Here is a 17,106-nt window from a genome sequence, read left to right on the forward strand (position 1 = left end):
CACCAGACCTGATTGGCCCGGCTTCGCCACCTAATGACGCGCCATGAGAGTATTTGCTCATGCTTCGAGTCAGCAACGGGTTGAGCCAATGATGAAGTTAACAGTTGAGCTCACAGATCTGTCATTTGAATGAACAAAGTATGGTACCGATGTTTTTCTGGGGCGAAAGCCAGGGCTATTTAACAATAGCTTGATCCTGATGGGTGACTGGTGCAGTTGAAAAACACCAATCCAATGAAAAGCCGGGTGCAATTTTCTCGAGGGCGTCTGTAGATCGAAAATCCTGTTCACTCGGGAGGAGTTTTCTCGTCTTCGGTTGACAATTTTCCTAATGGGTGGCCCTGATACCCTAAAATAGACATCCGCTCGGCTGGATATACGGTAATTAAAGAGCGGTGCTTCGTAGAAAAATTACGATCCAGTTTATATTAAGTAAACTGTCCCCGGAATTCCTATATGGTATCCTTGGGATTTACACTTGGCGACCTATTCTAGATTTATTTTTTTCGTCAAATTTTCTCGTCTTATATGGCACTTCCAGAAGGGAGAAAATTGCCTGTCTGTAACTTTCTTTAACGATGTGGGTTCTTTCATAGTGTTGGGTTCGAAGTGAGACCATGCGATGCAAAAAGAAAGAGCTTTCTCTTTTGTATCTAGAGACCATAGACTCCAATTCCCTTTTCAGCTTCTCATCAAATCCTCTGCTAGTGTCTAACAAGTAATAATATCTAATCAAATGGTACGCTGGGGTGGCTTTTCTTTCCGAAATTTCGAATACAATTTCTTCTAGTTCTGGTTTGTTAATGGAAGAAACTACTTTCTCTATAGCACCAATTACCCATAGCATAACCTGGCATACTAGTATTTGTTTGACTTGATAAAGTTGTGATGATTTGCTGGAGTCGGGATCAAACTTGTCAGTCTTTTTATACCTTTCATATATATATTCAGCAAATAAATCAATCTCATTCTGGTCTTCAAGCATGACAGAGGCAAGTCGCAGACCAGCATCACATATTATTTCAACAATCTCTGAAAGTTTATTTTTCTTCAAGCTTCCCGTTTTATTCTTTAGTATTTGGCTCAAAATTTCCATGTTTTTATTACATTGAAATATTTGGTTGAGAAGCCTGTTCTGGCCGTTACTATCATCCATAGCACTCTGAGCTGAAGGGCTTTCGGAGTTCTCAACATCTGTTCGATGTTTTCTCTCCTTAGCTCTTTCAGTTTCTACATTACTGTTAGACTCTGTTGTCAGTTTTTCAGGTATGACCTCTTCTAAAACCTCCGAAAAAAGAGAAGTTTCTCCTCCGCTTAAATCCGTAACTTTCTTTTCATCCAGAGCACACAGCGTGTGGGCTAATATTTCATCAAGAATGGAAACATCGTTTGCATGATGTATGGTGAATATTAAAGTTAGAGAGTTATGTCTCGCATAACTGCTTTCTACCATTGAAGATACGCATTCCTTGTTGTCCTGGTAGTTTTCAGTAAGATATTTTCCCAGAAAGAAGTAATAGCTATACGATATGCTAAACCTTACTTCACCATTGTTTCTATCCAGTAACCCGTAATCACTAAACATTCTGTTAAGAACAGAGTTTTTTATTATGTATTCATTCTTGTAATCTCGGACGAATTCTTCAAATAGATCTTCAGTAAACTTTGTGCCAATCCCATTAAGAAACATTCTGTATGAAAGACTCGAGCAAAAAGTAAAAACCGACTCTAATGTGCTGTCTTCTCGACTAATTCCAGATTTAATTATTCTCGCTAGTATTAATGCGTGATAACAATGTCCGTAAGCAGTAATTTTTAGGTTCTCCGGCATGAAGCTTTCGTAGGTCTGAAGTATTGAGAGTATAAAGAAGGGATGCCTAGGAAGAACTTTGTTGTCTATTATAATCGAATTAATATTATCTTCTATCGAATCTACAAGGTCATAATCTATACTGTCTGTATCTTTGTCTGCTTTAAGCCAGTTTTTAATCAGTGATTCCTGTCTTTCATGGCAAAATGGCTTAAACTCGATAACATTAAAATCTATCAATCTTTCATCGTCTATATAGTAAGATTTAAAGCAATCACTACTGCTTAATATTATTATTTTCTTAAAGTGTTCTTTTGCATATAACATCAGCTCAAGACACTTTTTATCCTTAGAGAGGTTGTCAAAGATGATGTACTTGTTTTCAGCGGAAAACCATGTTTTGAAGTCTCCAGTTTTTTGATGTTCGAATATTTCTTGTAATATTTTATGTTTATTCTTTCCTGTTCCAACGCTATCAAAATCTACATAAATAAAAGGCCTGGAGTCGTGGTTGTGCTCAAGGTAAAGCCATGCTGCTAATTTTGTTTTTCCACATTGGTCCTCTCCATGAATAATTTGATAATCATACTTCATCAACTGATCAATCGTTTCGATTAGATTTTCTTCGATTCTTTCGCTTTCGTCGTAGGTTGCCAGATTGGGGAAAACAAAAATATCTTTTAATGTAATCTTCGTTGTATTCTTTGAACAAAACTCTATTGAAGTAAGGTCACTTAGGAACTCCGGCCTTACTTGAAAGTTTTTTTTTAAGTCCATTGCCACATTTTTTATTCCTTCGTAGATGTTTAGCCAAGCCGAATCAGTTGAAGTCCAGTCGGCGACGGGCTTGCCGTCGTAAGGGAGAGCCAAATATTTACTCATATTGTCAAAATCAGTCCAAGGACATCTAGATCCAATGATAGGGATTAATCTTTTTCCGGTATCTTTAATTGAAATTTTCTTGGCTAGCTCCCATTCTTCTGTGCAAGCATCTGAGTTCAACCAGTTCGCCGTAATCAAAAATATAAATATATCAGATTTTTCAAGGTTGCTAACAATCTCAGACTTCCAGTCACTACCGGCTGTGATTTCACCATCAAACCACTGCTCAATGACATCATTTCGAACTAAAGTAGTTAAATGCTTCTCTAGCCCTCTTCTCAGTTCATCATCTTCGTGAGAATAGCTATAAAAAAGCTTTAGAGGTTTTGTATCCATTTTTTCACCTTAAATAATATGTAAACCGCGAAAAACTGATCTTAATTTGAGAGTCGCTGGGGGCTTGAGGCCTTGCATTTCATACAATAAAAATACAAAGGCTGCCTTGGCCCCATCTTAAAATTTCCGCGAATTAATTGATGAGCCCAAAGGGAGGAGAGGTATGGTGTATATCCAAGCTATACCCGCTATTATCTAACCTTCCTGACTGGTTCAATCTGACTTATCGTGGCCTGCTCCTGGCAAGCGGTTTGGGTGATAAGCCTTACGCGCTATGCGGTTAAGTGTGCCACGGCTTTTTGCGGTTGACAACTGGGTGGGCAGCAGGGGGCACCAGTGTGAAATTTGCCGTATAAAGCCATCGGGGGCAGGTCTTGAATTGTGAATCCACCACACCCAACCCGTACTACAGGGGTTAAGCTTTTCAATTTGCACAATGCAAAAACCACAAACACGATAACTCTCTCATTAATATTTATGCGATGAATTAGCTAACTGGAAAGGTAGGGGAAAGAACTACTGCGTAACATCTGAGCTAAGCCCTTTATTATCTCACCTTCCAAACTGGCTAAATCTTGGCTTATCGTGGCTTGCCATCTTGGCAGGCGGCCTGTACGGGCGATAAACCTTACGCGCTATGTGGCTTATCGTGCCACCGTTAAGCGGCGTTGGCAAGCTTGTGGGCTGGGTGGTTTTGGCCGGATACCCGACGTTGACAGGCTTTACAGGTGGGGGAGCCATCGGGGTCAGGTCTTGAAATGTGAATCCACCACACTCAACCCGTACTACAGGGGTTAAGCTTTTCAATTCGCACAATGCAAAAACCACAAACACGATAGCTCTCTCATTAATATTTATGCGATGAATTAGCTAAATGGAAAGATAGGGGAAAGAACTGCTGCGTAACATCTGGGCTAAACCCTTTATTATCCCACCGTCCAAACTGGCTAAATCTTGGTTTATCGTAGCTTGCCATCTTGGCAGACGGCCCTTTCAGGCGATAAACCTTACGCGCTATGCTGCTTATCGTGCCACCGTTGATCATTGTTGGCAAGCTTGTGGGCTGGGTAGTTTTGGCCGCTTACCGAACGTTGACAGGCTTTACAGGCAGCTGGATAATTATCGCCGGGCTCATTGGGCGCCCGCCTCGCAAAAGTGATTCACCAATCGTATCTATAATCTGGCAAGCTTTGCTTGCATATCATCTCTGTCCGATATCGAGTAGGTCACTGTATTGGAGGCGATATGCATACACCATCCCATTCCCCGGGTTTTTCCCCTGCGGTTGTCGAGTCGTTTTTGCGCGAGGCCAAAAGGCTGCAGCGCGCGGCATGCTCTGGCGATCTTGCTGATTGTTTACCGGTTTTGCGACGTTTGCTTGCCCAGCGAGTATTTACCGGTGTCACCTTACCCCAGCTGCGCCGGCGGCAAGGTTTAGTGCAGCGCAAACATACGTTGCAGTTGCTGGCGCTTGAGGCGGGTTACAGTTGTTGGGCTGAGTGCCGTAGGGCGCTTGAAACCTTACCCGCTGAGCGGGCAGAGCAGTACCACCTGGCGTTGCGCTATGCGGGGTATCCGAACCATTGGTTTTCATCGCTGCAAGAGGCCAAGGCGTTTGCATCCCAGCACGGGGGCTACCCTTTGGCGTATGGCCGTCAAGGAGTTGTCGTTCCCGCGCGTCATTACCGCTACTAGGTATATAGGTGGGGTCAGGTAACGCTTATCTTGGCCTATCTCTACGTACGAGGAGCACCGGGGTCAGAGGAGCACCGGGATCAGGCCTTACATTTGACATTTTTAGATAAACTTACGGCCTCACTCCAACGTTCGCGTACCTCCACGCTTTGCGCACCGCTATATACGCCCCGGTAAGGCCCATTCACAACGATCAGTTAAGTTGTGCCAGCGCCTACCAAACTCAACGGCTTGAATACCCCAACCGTTATCCCGCAACAGTTTGTTACACCCTTTTAGTGTAGAGGTTTGTTACAGTACCCGACGCATATTTATGGAGCCATAAAAGGAATTTGTATGAAACCTATGTATTTAATCGCGCCATTACTGCTGGTTATGGCTGGCTGTGATAGCAGCGACGATAACGACGAGGATATTTACAGCGGCACCCCACACCCTTACAGCGTGATTGAGTGTGGCCAAAGTAGTTACTCCACGATTACCGAACCAAACCACGATAGAATTACCAGTACCCACGACTTTCGTGAGATTTATGGGATCACCGACCTTAATAAACAAGGTGAGACGCCCAGTGTAGATTTCGACACCAAACAAGTCATCGCGATTCATGCCGGCGAGAAAGCAAACCCCGGACACGCACTGCGGGTTGATGAGGTACTAAAAGACGGCGACTCTCTGAAAGTTCTGTACACCACTATTACGCCCAGTAACACCGGAGAATGCAATTACCCTGATATGGGTGTGTATCCGTATTGCTTTATTGCTATGGATAAAACCGAGCTGCCGATAAATTATGTACGAAAAGTAGAAGAGGGAAGCTGCTCGCGGTAGTGAGCCGCTCAACCAGCAGTACCGTATCAAGCTTAAGACTTAGCCCGTTGCTCATGTGACATTCTGTTCGGTAGAACGCGACAGCGGCCACTGTGTCAAGATAATGATCATTACTGCTATTTTAAACAGGTACAGGCTCCGCTTAGCGGAAAGCACGGCGAATAATGTGACTAAAGTTCAGGGGCCTTGTGCTTGATCCGACTACAAGGTTGCGAACAGCGTGAACCTGTTCAGAGCATTAACGAGCGAGCTTTGATTTAATACTGAGCTAATTTTTGGATAGCCAGTTGGTGTTGCTAAACTTTTATACGTGTCTATATAAGGATTTTATGATGTTGCTTAAAGGACTCCGAAAATCTCGCGGTTATTGTTTCATCACCCTTTTGTTTGCACTTTCGGTATCAGCTTGTGGGCCGGATATCGATACCATTGGCGAACTTGATAAGTTCTCCGATCGAACCGAGGAAATTCTGGAGAAGGATCGTGAATTGGCCGAGGAGTACGGCGCTCTTCTGGATAAAATAAACCGAACCTTAGAAGAAACCAACAGCGCCAAGGCTGTGGTAGAAGCCGGGCTATACGATCAGCTCGCCGACAACATGGACGCCGCACTAAAGATAAGCAAGCAATATCAGAAAGAACTTGAAGAATTCTTTAGTCAGTTAGACGAAGATTCCCCCTGTTATTTTCCCGAGATTGCAGAGAATTTGAAGGCAGCCATTAAAGAAAAACAAGCTTATGCGGATGCATTGAATGAGCTACAAGGGGCAGAAATAGAAGAGGGCAATGCCGTGCTTTTAGGGGTGAATGCTACGCCTAACTCATTTGCGGCGGGCATGAGCAACATGGTGGAGATGATTAAAATATGCCAAGTCCCCGCCGCTATGGGAATGACCAAATCAGAACTGGAAGCTCGCTCTGAGCGATAAACCATAAATCAAAAACGGTATAGGGGAAAGGCCCATCGCCCTGTATGCAATTTATAACGCTTGGAAAAAAAGGCCTTAATCCACTAACGTAGATTAAGGCCAAGAGCGAGGTGCCTGTCTCGCTGCAAAAACGTGCAACAAGACAGGCAATAAAAACTATTGAGTGCGCTGATATTATTGACGGGCAGACGAGGGCCCGCCCATCAGCACTATCGCTCAACCAGAACGCGAACCACTTTCTCGTACTGGCGATGATCAAACTCGCCCGTAGCCATTCCTGTGTCGTCCATAACCGGGAATACAAAGCGCGGAGTCATAACCACTTCATAGTTATAATCGCCGGAGGGGCGAACCTCCACCTCAAGAAATCCGTAGTGCTTACCGCCCGAGACGAGCTTATTGCCATCCCACACCTCAGGGGCATCGCCGTGCGCGCTCCAGTGTGTTGCCTGCGCTTCCTCTGGCAGTAAATCAAACGGCACGTAATCGGTGGTGGGCGGGTAACCTGGGCCGCGCAAACCATCTCCGGCAAAGCCCACATCCCAGTAGCTCACACCATCGATACTGACGTACTCAAGCAATTCATCGTGACCGGACAGCACAGCGGTTACACCATAGCGCTGGAACAGTTCGTGATAGATACGCATCGGCATACCAGACTGGTTATCCTCACCATTGGCAATGCCGGCCGAGCCAGAGGGCAGGCTATGAACACCGGTGCCGAAGGCACTGTGATGAAACTGTACAAAAATCACCTGGCCCTGCGCCTGCGCGTCGGCCAATTCACTCAACGCCCAGTTCCACTGCTCAGTACCGCGGTTAAAGTCCGGTACGCGTGAGGCAGCGCCATCGATATACAGGTTGGTGTCTTGGCTGGGATCGGCATCGTTACCGTTAGAGGAGTCAAGGGTAATTAACGTCACCGGGCCGTAATCGACACGATAATAACGTTTTTGATAGCGATCATCGCTGGCATGGTTAGTGGGCAAGTCCCAATAAGTGTTCCACTTATCGTAAGAGAGCATTGACGCCTCGGCGTTGTAGCCTGGGTACTCAGGGTGCCAATAGTTTTCGTGATTACCAAGTGCGGGGAATATCGGCGTAGAGGAGGCTAAAGTGCCCCACTCACCAGCACTGTGACGCCAGAACTCATCCCAATCTAATTGACGGCCGCCTTTTTCCACCAGGTCACCGGCAATTACCCAAAAATCGGGGCTTCGTAATTCAGCATACGTGAGGTTAGCTTTGTAGCCCGTGGTTTGGTCTACAGGATATTGACGGGTATAGGTATCAGGGTCTGTCCCTAATTTTTCTCCGCCGAGGGCTAATGCATTGGCCGTCCACCTCACGGTTTTTTCCGTCGACTCGGGCTCGGTTTCCATATCCGACATGGTTATAAAACGAATCGCTTCGCGGCTTTCTTTACTAGGTGCCGTGGTAAAGCTCGAGCTAAACTCATCGGCGCCGGCCTGAAGGACGGTGTAGGGGTAAGACGTCCCGGGCTCAAGTCCATCAACCTTTACATAGTGCTTATACACAGGTTGTGGCGCCTGCCCCTCAGCAACACCTGTATGTATGCCACCAAAGTTTGAATCGCCGTGAATATAATCAACCTCTGACGTGCCGTAGGTTAAGGCATCCGTTGCTTGTACTTCCGACTGGAAGGACCCAAAACCTTCAATTTGAATAGTTGCTGGCTCTTCAGCACTGCCAAACCACGTTACGCTTATTGAGCTGGTAGTGGGGTTTTGCACGTAAGGTAAAATGCTAATCGTCGTTGCTTCTACTGGTGCCTCTACAACCGGCGCTTCTACAACGGGATCTTCCACAACGGGCGCGGAACTGTCTGAGTCGCCGCCGCAACCCACCAGTACACTCACAGCTACCGCTAAGGCAGACTGAAAAAAATAGGGTTTCATTGAATCATCTCCAAGATTAATTAACAAAAAATCCGTTTTTTTATCAGCCAAGATTGATAAAACATGCATGACATAGACGATATTGATATGAAATATCGTCTGTGGACATACTGATAAATGCATATTGATCAATCGAAAACAGAGGTGAATCCGTATGACGGGTCTTTTCCTTAAGGGCTAAAGGAGAGTAAGTCGGGATTATGGCACTTTAGTTACTGCAGTATTAATTATTTAATATTCACATTTTCCAGGGTGAATGCGTTCGACACTTTAACCGTATATTCTGAATACTACGTTATCGCATTAACGATACCGAGCCGAAACTCCCCATAAGAGCCAATATTGCTATCACCTACAACGGGGTACTGGCAGTAAATTAGATCAGATGAGTGACGGTAGCCATTTAAAATGATTACGGGTTTTATATTGCACTCCCTCTAAGCTGCTCTTCACAGCCTATGCCTTACTGTGTATAAAGTAGCTTGGTGCTTATTGGCATCAGCCGTTATTTCTGATCGACATTACAATCATTATAAAACGTAAGTTATTGTTAAGCGGCTTAGTAGAGCCTCGCCACATTCAACCGACATAAGAATAGAATTAGGCCCAACTATGAGAGCTATCACTTCCATCGTATTGATTTTTCTTTTAAGTCAAGCAAGCGTCGCGCAACATGCGATAGAATCCCAAGCCGAACGCTTACACCAGTACGCCGGACACTGGCTAAGTAGCCTTGATGCAGATACGGACAAGGTTGGTACATTTCCAGCGATTAAGATGAATAATATTTCGGTTATGGATAACCAATCTATGCAGGTTGAGGTTTTACAATATGAAAATGGCGAGTATAAGCCACTGCTTACCGAGCTGATTGGTTATGACGCCAACACTGATCAAATCATTGCGTTAGGACAAAACCGAGAAGGGGTTATTTTTAAGGGAGAAGGTCGTTTTTCGTCAGAGTCTACATGGACAATGAAAGACGTCGATATGCTGGGTAATTTTTACATGGCGGTCAAATTTGACTTTAAAAGCCTTACCAATATATTGCTTGAAGGGTTTGACGAATCCGGAAAGCGTCTTTGGCAAACCCGTTATATAAAGTCTAACCCTAAAGACAAGCATATTGGCATTCAGTTGGTGTCGGTACACCAAGCCATGCAAAAAGATCCTACAGGCACTCTGCGCGAGCTCGGACGAATGGGCTATAGCTACGTAGAAACCTTTGTGTATGATGACGGTACTTTTTATGGGATGTCACCAGCAGAGTTTCGCAAAACCGTAGAGTCCAACGGTATGAAATTTTTAGGCTCTATGACATTTCACGATCTTCCTGCCGGTGATAATTGGGACAGCGCTTTGCAGTGGTGGTCAAAAACAATCGATGACCATGTCGAGGCAGGCGTGGAGTATTTAACAACGTCTAACAACCAACTCAAATCCGTAAAATCCAGGGCCGAACTGAAACGCTACAGTGATTATTATAATGCGATCGGCAAGCTGTGCCGTGAAAAGGGCATACGCTTCGCGTTTCATAACCATGCCGATGAGTTTGAGTCGATCGATGGTGTGCGTATCTATGACTACTTTTTACAAAATACAAACCCTGACTACGTTGACTTTCAGGCCGATATTTATTGGATGCATGTGGGCGGCGTGAAGCCTGCCGATTATTTTAAAAAATACCCAAACCGGTTTTTAAGCTGGCACATCAAAGACTATAAAGAGCTAGGGGCAAGCGGCAAAATTGACTGGCCAGCATTATTCGACCATCCAGAGTTTGCCACACCTGAGTATATGGTCGCAGAGGTTGAGGATTATTCGTACCCACCCATGTATAGCGTACAACTGGCGTGGGAGTATTTGTATTATGAGATTTTAAATTAGCTCTATCGCCCGCTACCCTAAGTTAACTTGCCCGCAACCTTTGTTGTCGCCGGTTGGTAATAAAGCCATCCGGTTTTTAGCCCGGCTGGCCCGCAGTAAGGATTCACTCGCGGGACGTCTGTGTTAGTCAAATTGCGCCAACCGCCACTCGCAACTAAGCAATTTAGCGCGGTTAGTAACGCCAGCCAGCGCTGTAAGCGCTTATAGTCCGTTTCATTTTTTCTCGTAAAGTAATATAAATGATAACTATTGTTGTTTATACTTGCAGTTTTATCACTAGCCTTTCGAGATAAGTCATGAAGATAAGCCACAAAACGCTTGCCGCCTTGCTGGTCAGCGGCGCTCCTTTTGCTATTGCCCAACAGCCTGACGTGAACGCTACCGCATCCGCGGAACCCGCAGTGGAAGAGATGGTAGTAACCGGCCAGCGCTCTCAGGTGGAGTTGTTGCAGGAGTACTCGGGCGGGCAGGTGGCCCGCGGCGGCCGCGCGGGGTTACTGGGGAACCTGGACTTTCTTGATGCGCCTTTCTCTGGCACAGCGTATACCTCCTCTCTGGCGGCGGCGCAGCAGGCAGAGAGTGTGGGGGATGTTTTACAGAATGACCCCGTAGTGCGAGTTGCCAAAGGGTTTGGTAACTTTCAGGAGGTGTATATTCTGCGGGGTTTTCCGGTTTATTCCGATGATATTACCCTGAACGGTGTGTACGGTATTTTGCCCCGGCAGTTTGTCGCCGCCGAACTGGTCGAGCGGGTAGAGGTGTTTCGCGGCGCCAACGCCTTTTTAAATGGCGCAGCACCCGGCGGCAGCGGCATCGGCGGCACGGTTAATTTGGTACCCAAGCGCGCGCCCAGCGGTGGCGTAAAGCGGCTAACGGCGGGGTATGAATCTGACAGCCAATACCAAACCGCCCTGGATTTGGGCCATCGATTTGGTGAGGATGAGACTTGGGGCGTTCGCGTTAATGCCGTGCGCCGTGATGGAGAAACCGCCATTGAAGATCAAGAGCGTGAGCTTAATGTGTTCTCGCTAGGCACTGATTATGCTGGTGAGCGCTTTCGTTTTACGGCTGACTTTGGTTATCAAGACAATCACGTCGATGCACCACTGCCACAGGTCACACCATTGGGCGAGATTCCACAAGTGCCCGAGGCGGGCCGTAATTTTGGTCAGCCCTGGACGTATAGTGATGAGAAGCAAACCTTTGGCGTGGTTCGCGGCGAGCTAGACGTCAATGATTCCGTTAAGGTGTGGTTGGCTGGCGGCGCGCGCAGCGGTGAAGAGATGAACCTACTGGCCAACCCAAAATCCGATGCCGACGGTAACCTATCCTCGAGTCGTTTTGACAATACCCGGGAGGACGATGTGATCTCCCTTGATGGTGGCATGGAGCTGACATTTAACACGGGCTCGATCGATCACACCGTAGTTTTCTCGGCGTCTTCTGTGGAGTTAGAATCCAAAAACGCTTTTGCTTTTTACCTGACCCCCTTTACCTCCAACCTGTATGATCCGGTTGTGGTAACACCACCGCAAGGCAATATTTTTCCAGGTGGCGATTTAAGCGATCCCTTGTTAACCGAAAAGACCAAAAACGAAAGCCTTGCACTGGCCTACACGGCGGCACTGTTAGACGAGCGTTTGTTAGCCACATTAGGCCTACGCCATCAGAGCATCACTACCAATACCTTTGATTACAATGATGGTTCAGAGCTATCCGGTTACGATGCCTCGGAGGTAACACCGGCCCTTGGCTTGGTATGGAAAGCGTCGGATAACCTCTCTTTTTATGGTAACTATGCCGAGAGCCTGCAGCCGGGTTCCGTTGTGCCTGCTACGAGTGGCGGTGTAGTAATCAGCAATGCGGGTGAGGTAATTGATCCCTTGACCGGCGAGCAAGTCGAGCTAGGCGTTAAATACGATGCCGGCGCATTTGCAACGACCCTAAGTGCGTTTACGTTGGAGCGTGCTAACACCATCGTGGTAGATCAACGCGTGACTCCTTCGGGTCGGCAAGAAAATAAAGGCATTGAAGTCAGTGTATTTGGCGAACCTGCCTACGGCATCCGTTTAATTGGTGGTGCAACCTACCTGCAATCGGAACTTACCCGTACCCAAGATGGAATTAATCAGGGTAACTCACCCATTGGGGTGCCAGAGCTGCAAGCAAACGTTAACCTTGAGTGGGATGTAGTAGCGGCCACCGGCTTAACACTCGAAGCACGGCTGGTCTACACCGACAGCCAATACGCCAACGCGGAGAACACGGTAGAGTTAGATAGCTGGCAGCGTTTTGATCTTGGTGCGCGTTACACAACGGCGATTAAAAGCCAGCCGATCACGCTTCGCGCGCGCCTGGACAATGTCTTTGATGAAGACTATTGGGCGTCGACAGGAGGCTTCCCTGGTGCCAATTATTTAATATTGGGCAATCCGCGTACCGTGTCAGTGTCGGCTTCTATCGATTTTTAATACGGTCTTTACGCCATGAAAACCAAGGGCATTCTCACCTGGAGCTGGATCCACACATGGTCCAGCCTGATATCCACGCTGTTTCTAATCATGCTCTGCGTGACCGGCTTGCCGTTGATATTTCATGATGAAATTGATACGGCGCTTAACCCCGATGCGTGGGAGCCGGCTAACCCTGATGCCGAGCACCTAGATCTGGATCAAGTGCTGGCCCTGGCGCTGGATAACCGCCCCGGCGAAGTGCCGCTCTATATGAGCTTTGATATAGAGCGGCCTGTGGTTAATGTCACCACGGCGCCAAGCGTCGATGCGCCCAGCTCAAAAATGCATTTCGCCTCTTTCGATTTAACCAGTGGCAATGTGGTGCCACCGGCGGATGTGGGCGAAACCGTAATGGAGTTTATTCTACAGCTGCATACGGATATGTTTTTGGCGTTGCCCGGCATGTTGTTTTTGGGTTTGATGGGCTTTATTGGCTTAGTGGCGGTCGTATCGGGTGTCGTGTTGTACGCGCCTTTTATGCGCAAACAGGATTTTGGTGAAATCCGGCGACAAAAATCCAAACGAGTAAAGTGGCTGGATTACCATAACTTTTTTGGTGTAGTGACTGTTGCCTGGGTATTAGTGGTTACCGCCACAGGGGTTATCAACACGTTGGAAACACCCCTGGTGGATACTTGGCGCGATCGTGAGTTAGGGCAGCTCATTGCACAAAACAACAAGGCCGCACTCACTGAACAACGGGCCAGCCTGGATGCGGCGGTAAAAGAAACCGTACTAGTCGCCCCCGATATGACGCTTCAGTTCGTGGCGTTTCCCGGTAGCAAGTATTCAACTTCTGCACACTATGCAATTTTCTTACATGGCAATACGCCATTGACTGAACATCTAATCGCACCGGTTTTAGTGGATGCCAATACCGGGCAGGTGGCGGGCTTAAAAGAGATGCCTTGGTACAACAAGGCGCTGTCTTTGTCTCGGCCATTACACTTTGGTGATTACGGCGGCCTAACACTAAAGATTATCTGGGCAATATTGGATGTGTTGTTGCTGATTGTATTGCTGTCTGGACTTTACCTCTGGTGGAAGAAACGTCGCATTACTGCATCTGACTCGCCCGCTGCAACGCAAACACGTTTAGCTACGGAGCTACCTCAGTGAAGCCCAGAAAAGTACACAATCTGTTCGAGATATATCAGGCTCCTCTTATCATTTTTATGTTGACGCTGTTTGGTTTAATTGCGGCACTGCTAACTGAAGGCTGGATGAGTCTTGTCGGAGTGGGGGCAACTGCCTCCTCCCTCGTCGTTATTCTCTGGGGCTTTCGTAAAACCAAATCATCTTCGTAATTCGATAAAAACATTTCACTGCGCAAGCATTTTACGCCACTACGCGCGAGACATTTTCCTGATGGTTAACCGGTTATTGAATAACGCAACTCTATTCGGTAGCAGTGGAGAATACGAAGCTACCTGTTCATTACTTTAAAATCGAAAGCTTCTTCACCAACCTCAATCGTTGAGATTGACTTGTAGTGCTGCTTTATAGTTGTTATGCATACAAAGTAAAATAATAATATCGCCGATGAACTTGTACCATCTACCTTAAATTACTGGCACTAACCATTGAGACTTCAAGGAATGATTAAAAGCCTGTTTACCACCGACCTTTATATAAAAGTAAAAAATAATCAATTTGAAGCTAAGTGCCTGTCAAGCAGTAGTCGTTGGGAATCCGCACGGCCAGCCAAACCATTCTCAACTGAACGGTTGTTGGTGGGGACTTTCTCGGCGGCCGAGCCTGCCCTAAAAAGCTTGGTGAAGAAGGTTACACCTCGCGGGATTATTAAAAAGAGTCCGCGAGTGATTATTCAACCGCTGGAATATTTAGAAGGCGGTTTATCTGAGGTAGAAGAGCGAGTGCTTAAAGAGTTAGCCTTGTCGGCCGGTGCTTTTAAAGTGGTGCTGCACACAGGTGAGGAGCTCACTGATGCCGACGCCAGCACGCTGTTAGATAGAAAATAGCGGCTACCGCTGGGATCTTATCGCCGCTGAAAAACTGTAGAAGAACGCGCCGACCGCTGGCATGTGAACTGGATCAAACTTTTAAGAATCGGTATGGTAGTAAGCACACTGCGCTAAGAATATTTTTACGAAAAATTTACGAAAAGCCCATAAATCGTCGAGAATATTTTACAAAGCCGCAGAGTACCTCAAGGTCGATTTGAGTAAAAACAACCACTTACAAAACCGGCACGATTAATGCCCTAGTACTTACAGACATTGTTAAAGTCTATTTTAAACCACTAGGAGTCTACTATGAAATTTGTGAAACAGTCGCTATTAAGTGTTGTTGTTGCCGCTGGCCTTGCAAGCGCAGGTGCTCATGCTGCTGACGAGTCTACTCAAGGTATGAAACAAGACATGCCAAAAGCGCCAACGACGATGCCGCAACAATCAGCTCCGCCTATGGATGTGAGCGATGAGCAGGTGGGTGATTTTGTGGAAGCGTATGTCGCGGTTCAAACTCTGAATCAAGAGTACGCCACTAAGCTACAAGCCTCGACCGACGACCCTGAGAAGTCTCAAGAGCTGCAACAGGAAGCGCAAACTGAAATGAGCTCGGCCATTACCGATGCCGGTTTAAGCATGGACGAGTACAAGCAAATCGCTATGGCCGCTAACCAGAGCGAGCAACTGCGTCAGCGCATTTCTATGGAGATTGAAGAGGTCACCTCGGCCTCTGACAGCTAAGCACGCGTGAGCGCAACTACCGCGGGCTAAGCCCGCGGTTTGCGTTACCACCTCCTTTACTCCCCCCCCTCAAAAAACCCACCTCTAAAGAACAAGATTATTGCGGCTATAACGCGTAGTATTCGCGCCATGACGACGACCATTGCCACTACCTATTTACCGGAGCCCAAGAGCGCAACCGATATCAGCTGCCGTAGCTGCAAGGCGTGCTGTTGCCGGCTGGAGGTTATGTTAATTAGCGACACGGGCGTACCCGCGCAGCATATTGCCGTGGACCAGTGGGGCGGTGAGACCATGCGGCGCCTAGACGATGGCTGGTGCTCGGCGCTGGAGCGGGAGACCATGCTGTGTACCATTTACGAAAACCGGCCCTGGATTTGCCGCGAGTTTGAAATGGGCTCGTACGAGTGCCTGACCGAGCGCCGCGAGAGTATGTGATTTACCACCAGCCCCGCATTGCTACAGAACGACAATCACAACGGTACCGATCCCCCGACGCAGAGATAGCCTAAAGATTAAAACCCATGCTGACAGGGATAGCTGGTTGTTTTATAATCAGCGTCCGTAACCAGCTTGTTCCTACTGCGATGATCCAACCGGCCTCCTATTTTAGCTCTATCGCCCCCGTTGCTACCTTTAGCGGCGCGCCTGGGCCGATGCGGCCTAAATTTAGGGCAGAGCCACCCATCCTCGAGCGAATCGAGCAACCTAAATCACGCCCAGCGAGTGAATCCGACAACCACAACCCGCAGGCGCCGGAACAAACCCCACAAGCCCGGGATTTTATCGATACGATTCTAACCGACGGGCAATTTTTACCGCTTACCGACCCAGAGCCGCAAGCATTTAATCAAGGTACGAGCTCAAACGGTAATCGCGACACCCCCGCCAATCACGCCCCATTGGGAACAGAACCAGCGCTTACCCCGGCGGATTTAAGCGCGGTTCGTGCCGCCGCCCAAGCCTGGCATAAAGCGGCGCCCAATCGATTAGATAGCGCCGACTTGCCACCGAGCATAGCCACTTACTTAACCGTACAGACCGGGGGAACACCGGCACTGGGGCTATCGCTGTTTGCTTAACGCAACTTTAGACAAAATCTTAAGATAACAATAACAATTAATAATTAATAATTAATAATTAATAATTACATGACTCTATAACCACAATACAAACAGCAGGATGCACCCATGACAGAATATGAGATCGTTTACTTATCCAGTGAATATTTAAACCGCACCTGGGAGGTGATGCAGTTTTGGGCCAGCGTGTCTTTTGGGTTTATTGCGTTATCGCACTTAGGGGCCAAACATTTAAACTGGTTAACTACGTGTATCGTCAGCGTGCTCTACATTGTCTTTACGTTATTTGTGATGAATATCCTTAGAGTGAATGGCGAGGTGGGCAACGGTTTTTTAACCGAGTTAAAAGCACTGGAGAATTTAGGGCCAGGGGCACAGGCGATTATCGCCTCGGCACCCACTTCTCTCGGGATGACGGCGATTATCTCTACTTTTTTTGGTTTGTTTATCGCCAGCGTGGCGTTTTTGTGGCTGAGTTTTTGGCGTATCCGAAAAACGGAAAAGTAGTTTT

Annotated in this window: 13 protein-coding genes; 11 read left to right on the plus strand and 2 right to left on the minus strand. The window is 47.1% G+C overall.

Going from position 1 to position 17,106, the window contains the following annotated elements:
• Positions 1-472 precede the first annotated feature (472 nt).
• Positions 473-3,028: a TIR domain-containing protein gene (locus SD69_RS02315; protein WP_041521915.1), complete on the minus strand. Its 2,556-nt coding sequence runs from the start codon at positions 3,026-3,028 to the stop codon at positions 473-475.
• A 1,245-nt stretch (positions 3,029-4,273) separates the two neighbouring features.
• Here SD69_RS02315 and SD69_RS02320 point away from each other — a divergent pair.
• The 3 genes from SD69_RS02320 to SD69_RS02330 all read left to right on the plus strand — a co-directional run bounded on the left by SD69_RS02320 (position 4,274) and on the right by SD69_RS02330 (position 6,483).
• Positions 4,274-4,723 carry a hypothetical protein gene (locus SD69_RS02320; RefSeq protein WP_052480824.1) on the plus strand — a complete coding sequence of 150 codons (450 nt, stop codon included), beginning with the start codon at positions 4,274-4,276 and terminating at the stop codon, positions 4,721-4,723.
• Between the two features lie 336 nt (positions 4,724-5,059).
• Positions 5,060-5,554: a protease complex subunit PrcB family protein gene (locus tag SD69_RS02325; RefSeq protein ID WP_041521916.1), complete on the plus strand. Its 495-nt coding sequence runs from the start codon at positions 5,060-5,062 to the stop codon at positions 5,552-5,554.
• 329 nt (positions 5,555-5,883) lie between these two features.
• Positions 5,884-6,483: a hypothetical protein gene (locus SD69_RS02330; RefSeq protein WP_157471591.1), complete on the plus strand. Its 600-nt coding sequence runs from the start codon at positions 5,884-5,886 to the stop codon at positions 6,481-6,483.
• A 209-nt stretch (positions 6,484-6,692) separates the two neighbouring features.
• Here SD69_RS02330 and SD69_RS02335 read toward each other — a convergent pair whose 3' ends face one another.
• Complete coding sequence (locus SD69_RS02335) at positions 6,693-8,402, minus strand: metallophosphoesterase family protein (protein ID WP_084591652.1); 1,710 nt, start codon at positions 8,400-8,402, stop codon at positions 6,693-6,695.
• A gap of 612 nt (positions 8,403-9,014) precedes the next feature.
• Here SD69_RS02335 and SD69_RS02340 point away from each other — a divergent pair.
• The 8 genes from SD69_RS02340 (at position 9,015) to SD69_RS02380 (ending at position 17,102) form a co-directional block, all read left to right on the plus strand.
• A complete protein-coding gene (locus SD69_RS02340) occupies positions 9,015-10,289 on the plus strand; it encodes a sugar phosphate isomerase/epimerase family protein (protein ID WP_084591461.1) in 1,275 nt (424 codons plus the stop codon).
• A 296-nt stretch (positions 10,290-10,585) separates the two neighbouring features.
• The gene (locus SD69_RS02345; protein WP_041521919.1) at positions 10,586-12,760 is read left to right on the plus strand and encodes a TonB-dependent receptor; all 2,175 of its coding nucleotides are present in this window, start codon (positions 10,586-10,588) and stop codon (positions 12,758-12,760) included.
• A 15-nt stretch (positions 12,761-12,775) separates the two neighbouring features.
• A complete protein-coding gene (locus SD69_RS02350) occupies positions 12,776-13,921 on the plus strand; it encodes a PepSY-associated TM helix domain-containing protein (RefSeq protein ID WP_041521920.1) in 1,146 nt (381 codons plus the stop codon).
• 479 nt (positions 13,922-14,400) lie between these two features.
• A complete protein-coding gene (locus SD69_RS02360) occupies positions 14,401-14,784 on the plus strand; it encodes a hypothetical protein (protein ID WP_052480826.1) in 384 nt (127 codons plus the stop codon).
• 294 nt (positions 14,785-15,078) lie between these two features.
• Positions 15,079-15,513 carry a DUF4168 domain-containing protein gene (locus SD69_RS02365; protein ID WP_052480827.1) on the plus strand — a complete coding sequence of 145 codons (435 nt, stop codon included), beginning with the start codon at positions 15,079-15,081 and terminating at the stop codon, positions 15,511-15,513.
• A 129-nt stretch (positions 15,514-15,642) separates the two neighbouring features.
• Positions 15,643-15,951 (plus strand): YkgJ family cysteine cluster protein, encoded by a 309-nt coding sequence (locus tag SD69_RS02370; protein WP_052480828.1) that lies wholly within the window; start codon positions 15,643-15,645, stop codon positions 15,949-15,951.
• 149 nt (positions 15,952-16,100) lie between these two features.
• The gene (locus tag SD69_RS02375) at positions 16,101-16,595 is read left to right on the plus strand and encodes a hypothetical protein (protein WP_041521922.1); all 495 of its coding nucleotides are present in this window, start codon (positions 16,101-16,103) and stop codon (positions 16,593-16,595) included.
• A gap of 108 nt (positions 16,596-16,703) precedes the next feature.
• Positions 16,704-17,102: a hypothetical protein gene (locus tag SD69_RS02380; protein ID WP_041521923.1), complete on the plus strand. Its 399-nt coding sequence runs from the start codon at positions 16,704-16,706 to the stop codon at positions 17,100-17,102.
• Positions 17,103-17,106 lie beyond the last annotated feature (4 nt).

The organism is Gilvimarinus agarilyticus, assembly GCF_000832015.1.
GTDB lineage: Bacteria > Pseudomonadota > Gammaproteobacteria > Pseudomonadales > Cellvibrionaceae > Gilvimarinus > Gilvimarinus agarilyticus.

Bases quoted from the DNA above. Each gene is read 5' to 3' on its own strand.
- SD69_RS02320 (WP_052480824.1), top strand. From the start codon at position 4,274: ATGCATACACCATCCCATTCCCCGGGTTTTTCCCCTGCGGTTGTCGAG.
- SD69_RS02365 (WP_052480827.1), top strand. From the start codon at position 15,079: ATGAAATTTGTGAAACAGTCGCTATTAAGTGTTGTTGTTGCCGCTGGC.
- SD69_RS02370 (WP_052480828.1), top strand. From the start codon at position 15,643: ATGACGACGACCATTGCCACTACCTATTTACCGGAGCCCAAGAGCGCA.
- SD69_RS02330 (WP_157471591.1), top strand. From the start codon at position 5,884: ATGATGTTGCTTAAAGGACTCCGAAAATCTCGCGGTTATTGTTTCATC.
- SD69_RS02375 (WP_041521922.1), top strand. From the start codon at position 16,101: ATGATCCAACCGGCCTCCTATTTTAGCTCTATCGCCCCCGTTGCTACC.
- SD69_RS02315 (WP_041521915.1), bottom strand. From the start codon at position 3,028: ATGGATACAAAACCTCTAAAGCTTTTTTATAGCTATTCTCACGAAGAT.
- SD69_RS02350 (WP_041521920.1), top strand. From the start codon at position 12,776: ATGAAAACCAAGGGCATTCTCACCTGGAGCTGGATCCACACATGGTCC.
- SD69_RS02325 (WP_041521916.1), top strand. From the start codon at position 5,060: ATGAAACCTATGTATTTAATCGCGCCATTACTGCTGGTTATGGCTGGC.
- SD69_RS02335 (WP_084591652.1), bottom strand. From the start codon at position 8,402: ATGAAACCCTATTTTTTTCAGTCTGCCTTAGCGGTAGCTGTGAGTGTA.
- SD69_RS02345 (WP_041521919.1), top strand. From the start codon at position 10,586: ATGAAGATAAGCCACAAAACGCTTGCCGCCTTGCTGGTCAGCGGCGCT.
- SD69_RS02360 (WP_052480826.1), top strand. From the start codon at position 14,401: ATGATTAAAAGCCTGTTTACCACCGACCTTTATATAAAAGTAAAAAAT.
- SD69_RS02380 (WP_041521923.1), top strand. From the start codon at position 16,704: ATGACAGAATATGAGATCGTTTACTTATCCAGTGAATATTTAAACCGC.
- SD69_RS02340 (WP_084591461.1), top strand. From the start codon at position 9,015: ATGAGAGCTATCACTTCCATCGTATTGATTTTTCTTTTAAGTCAAGCA.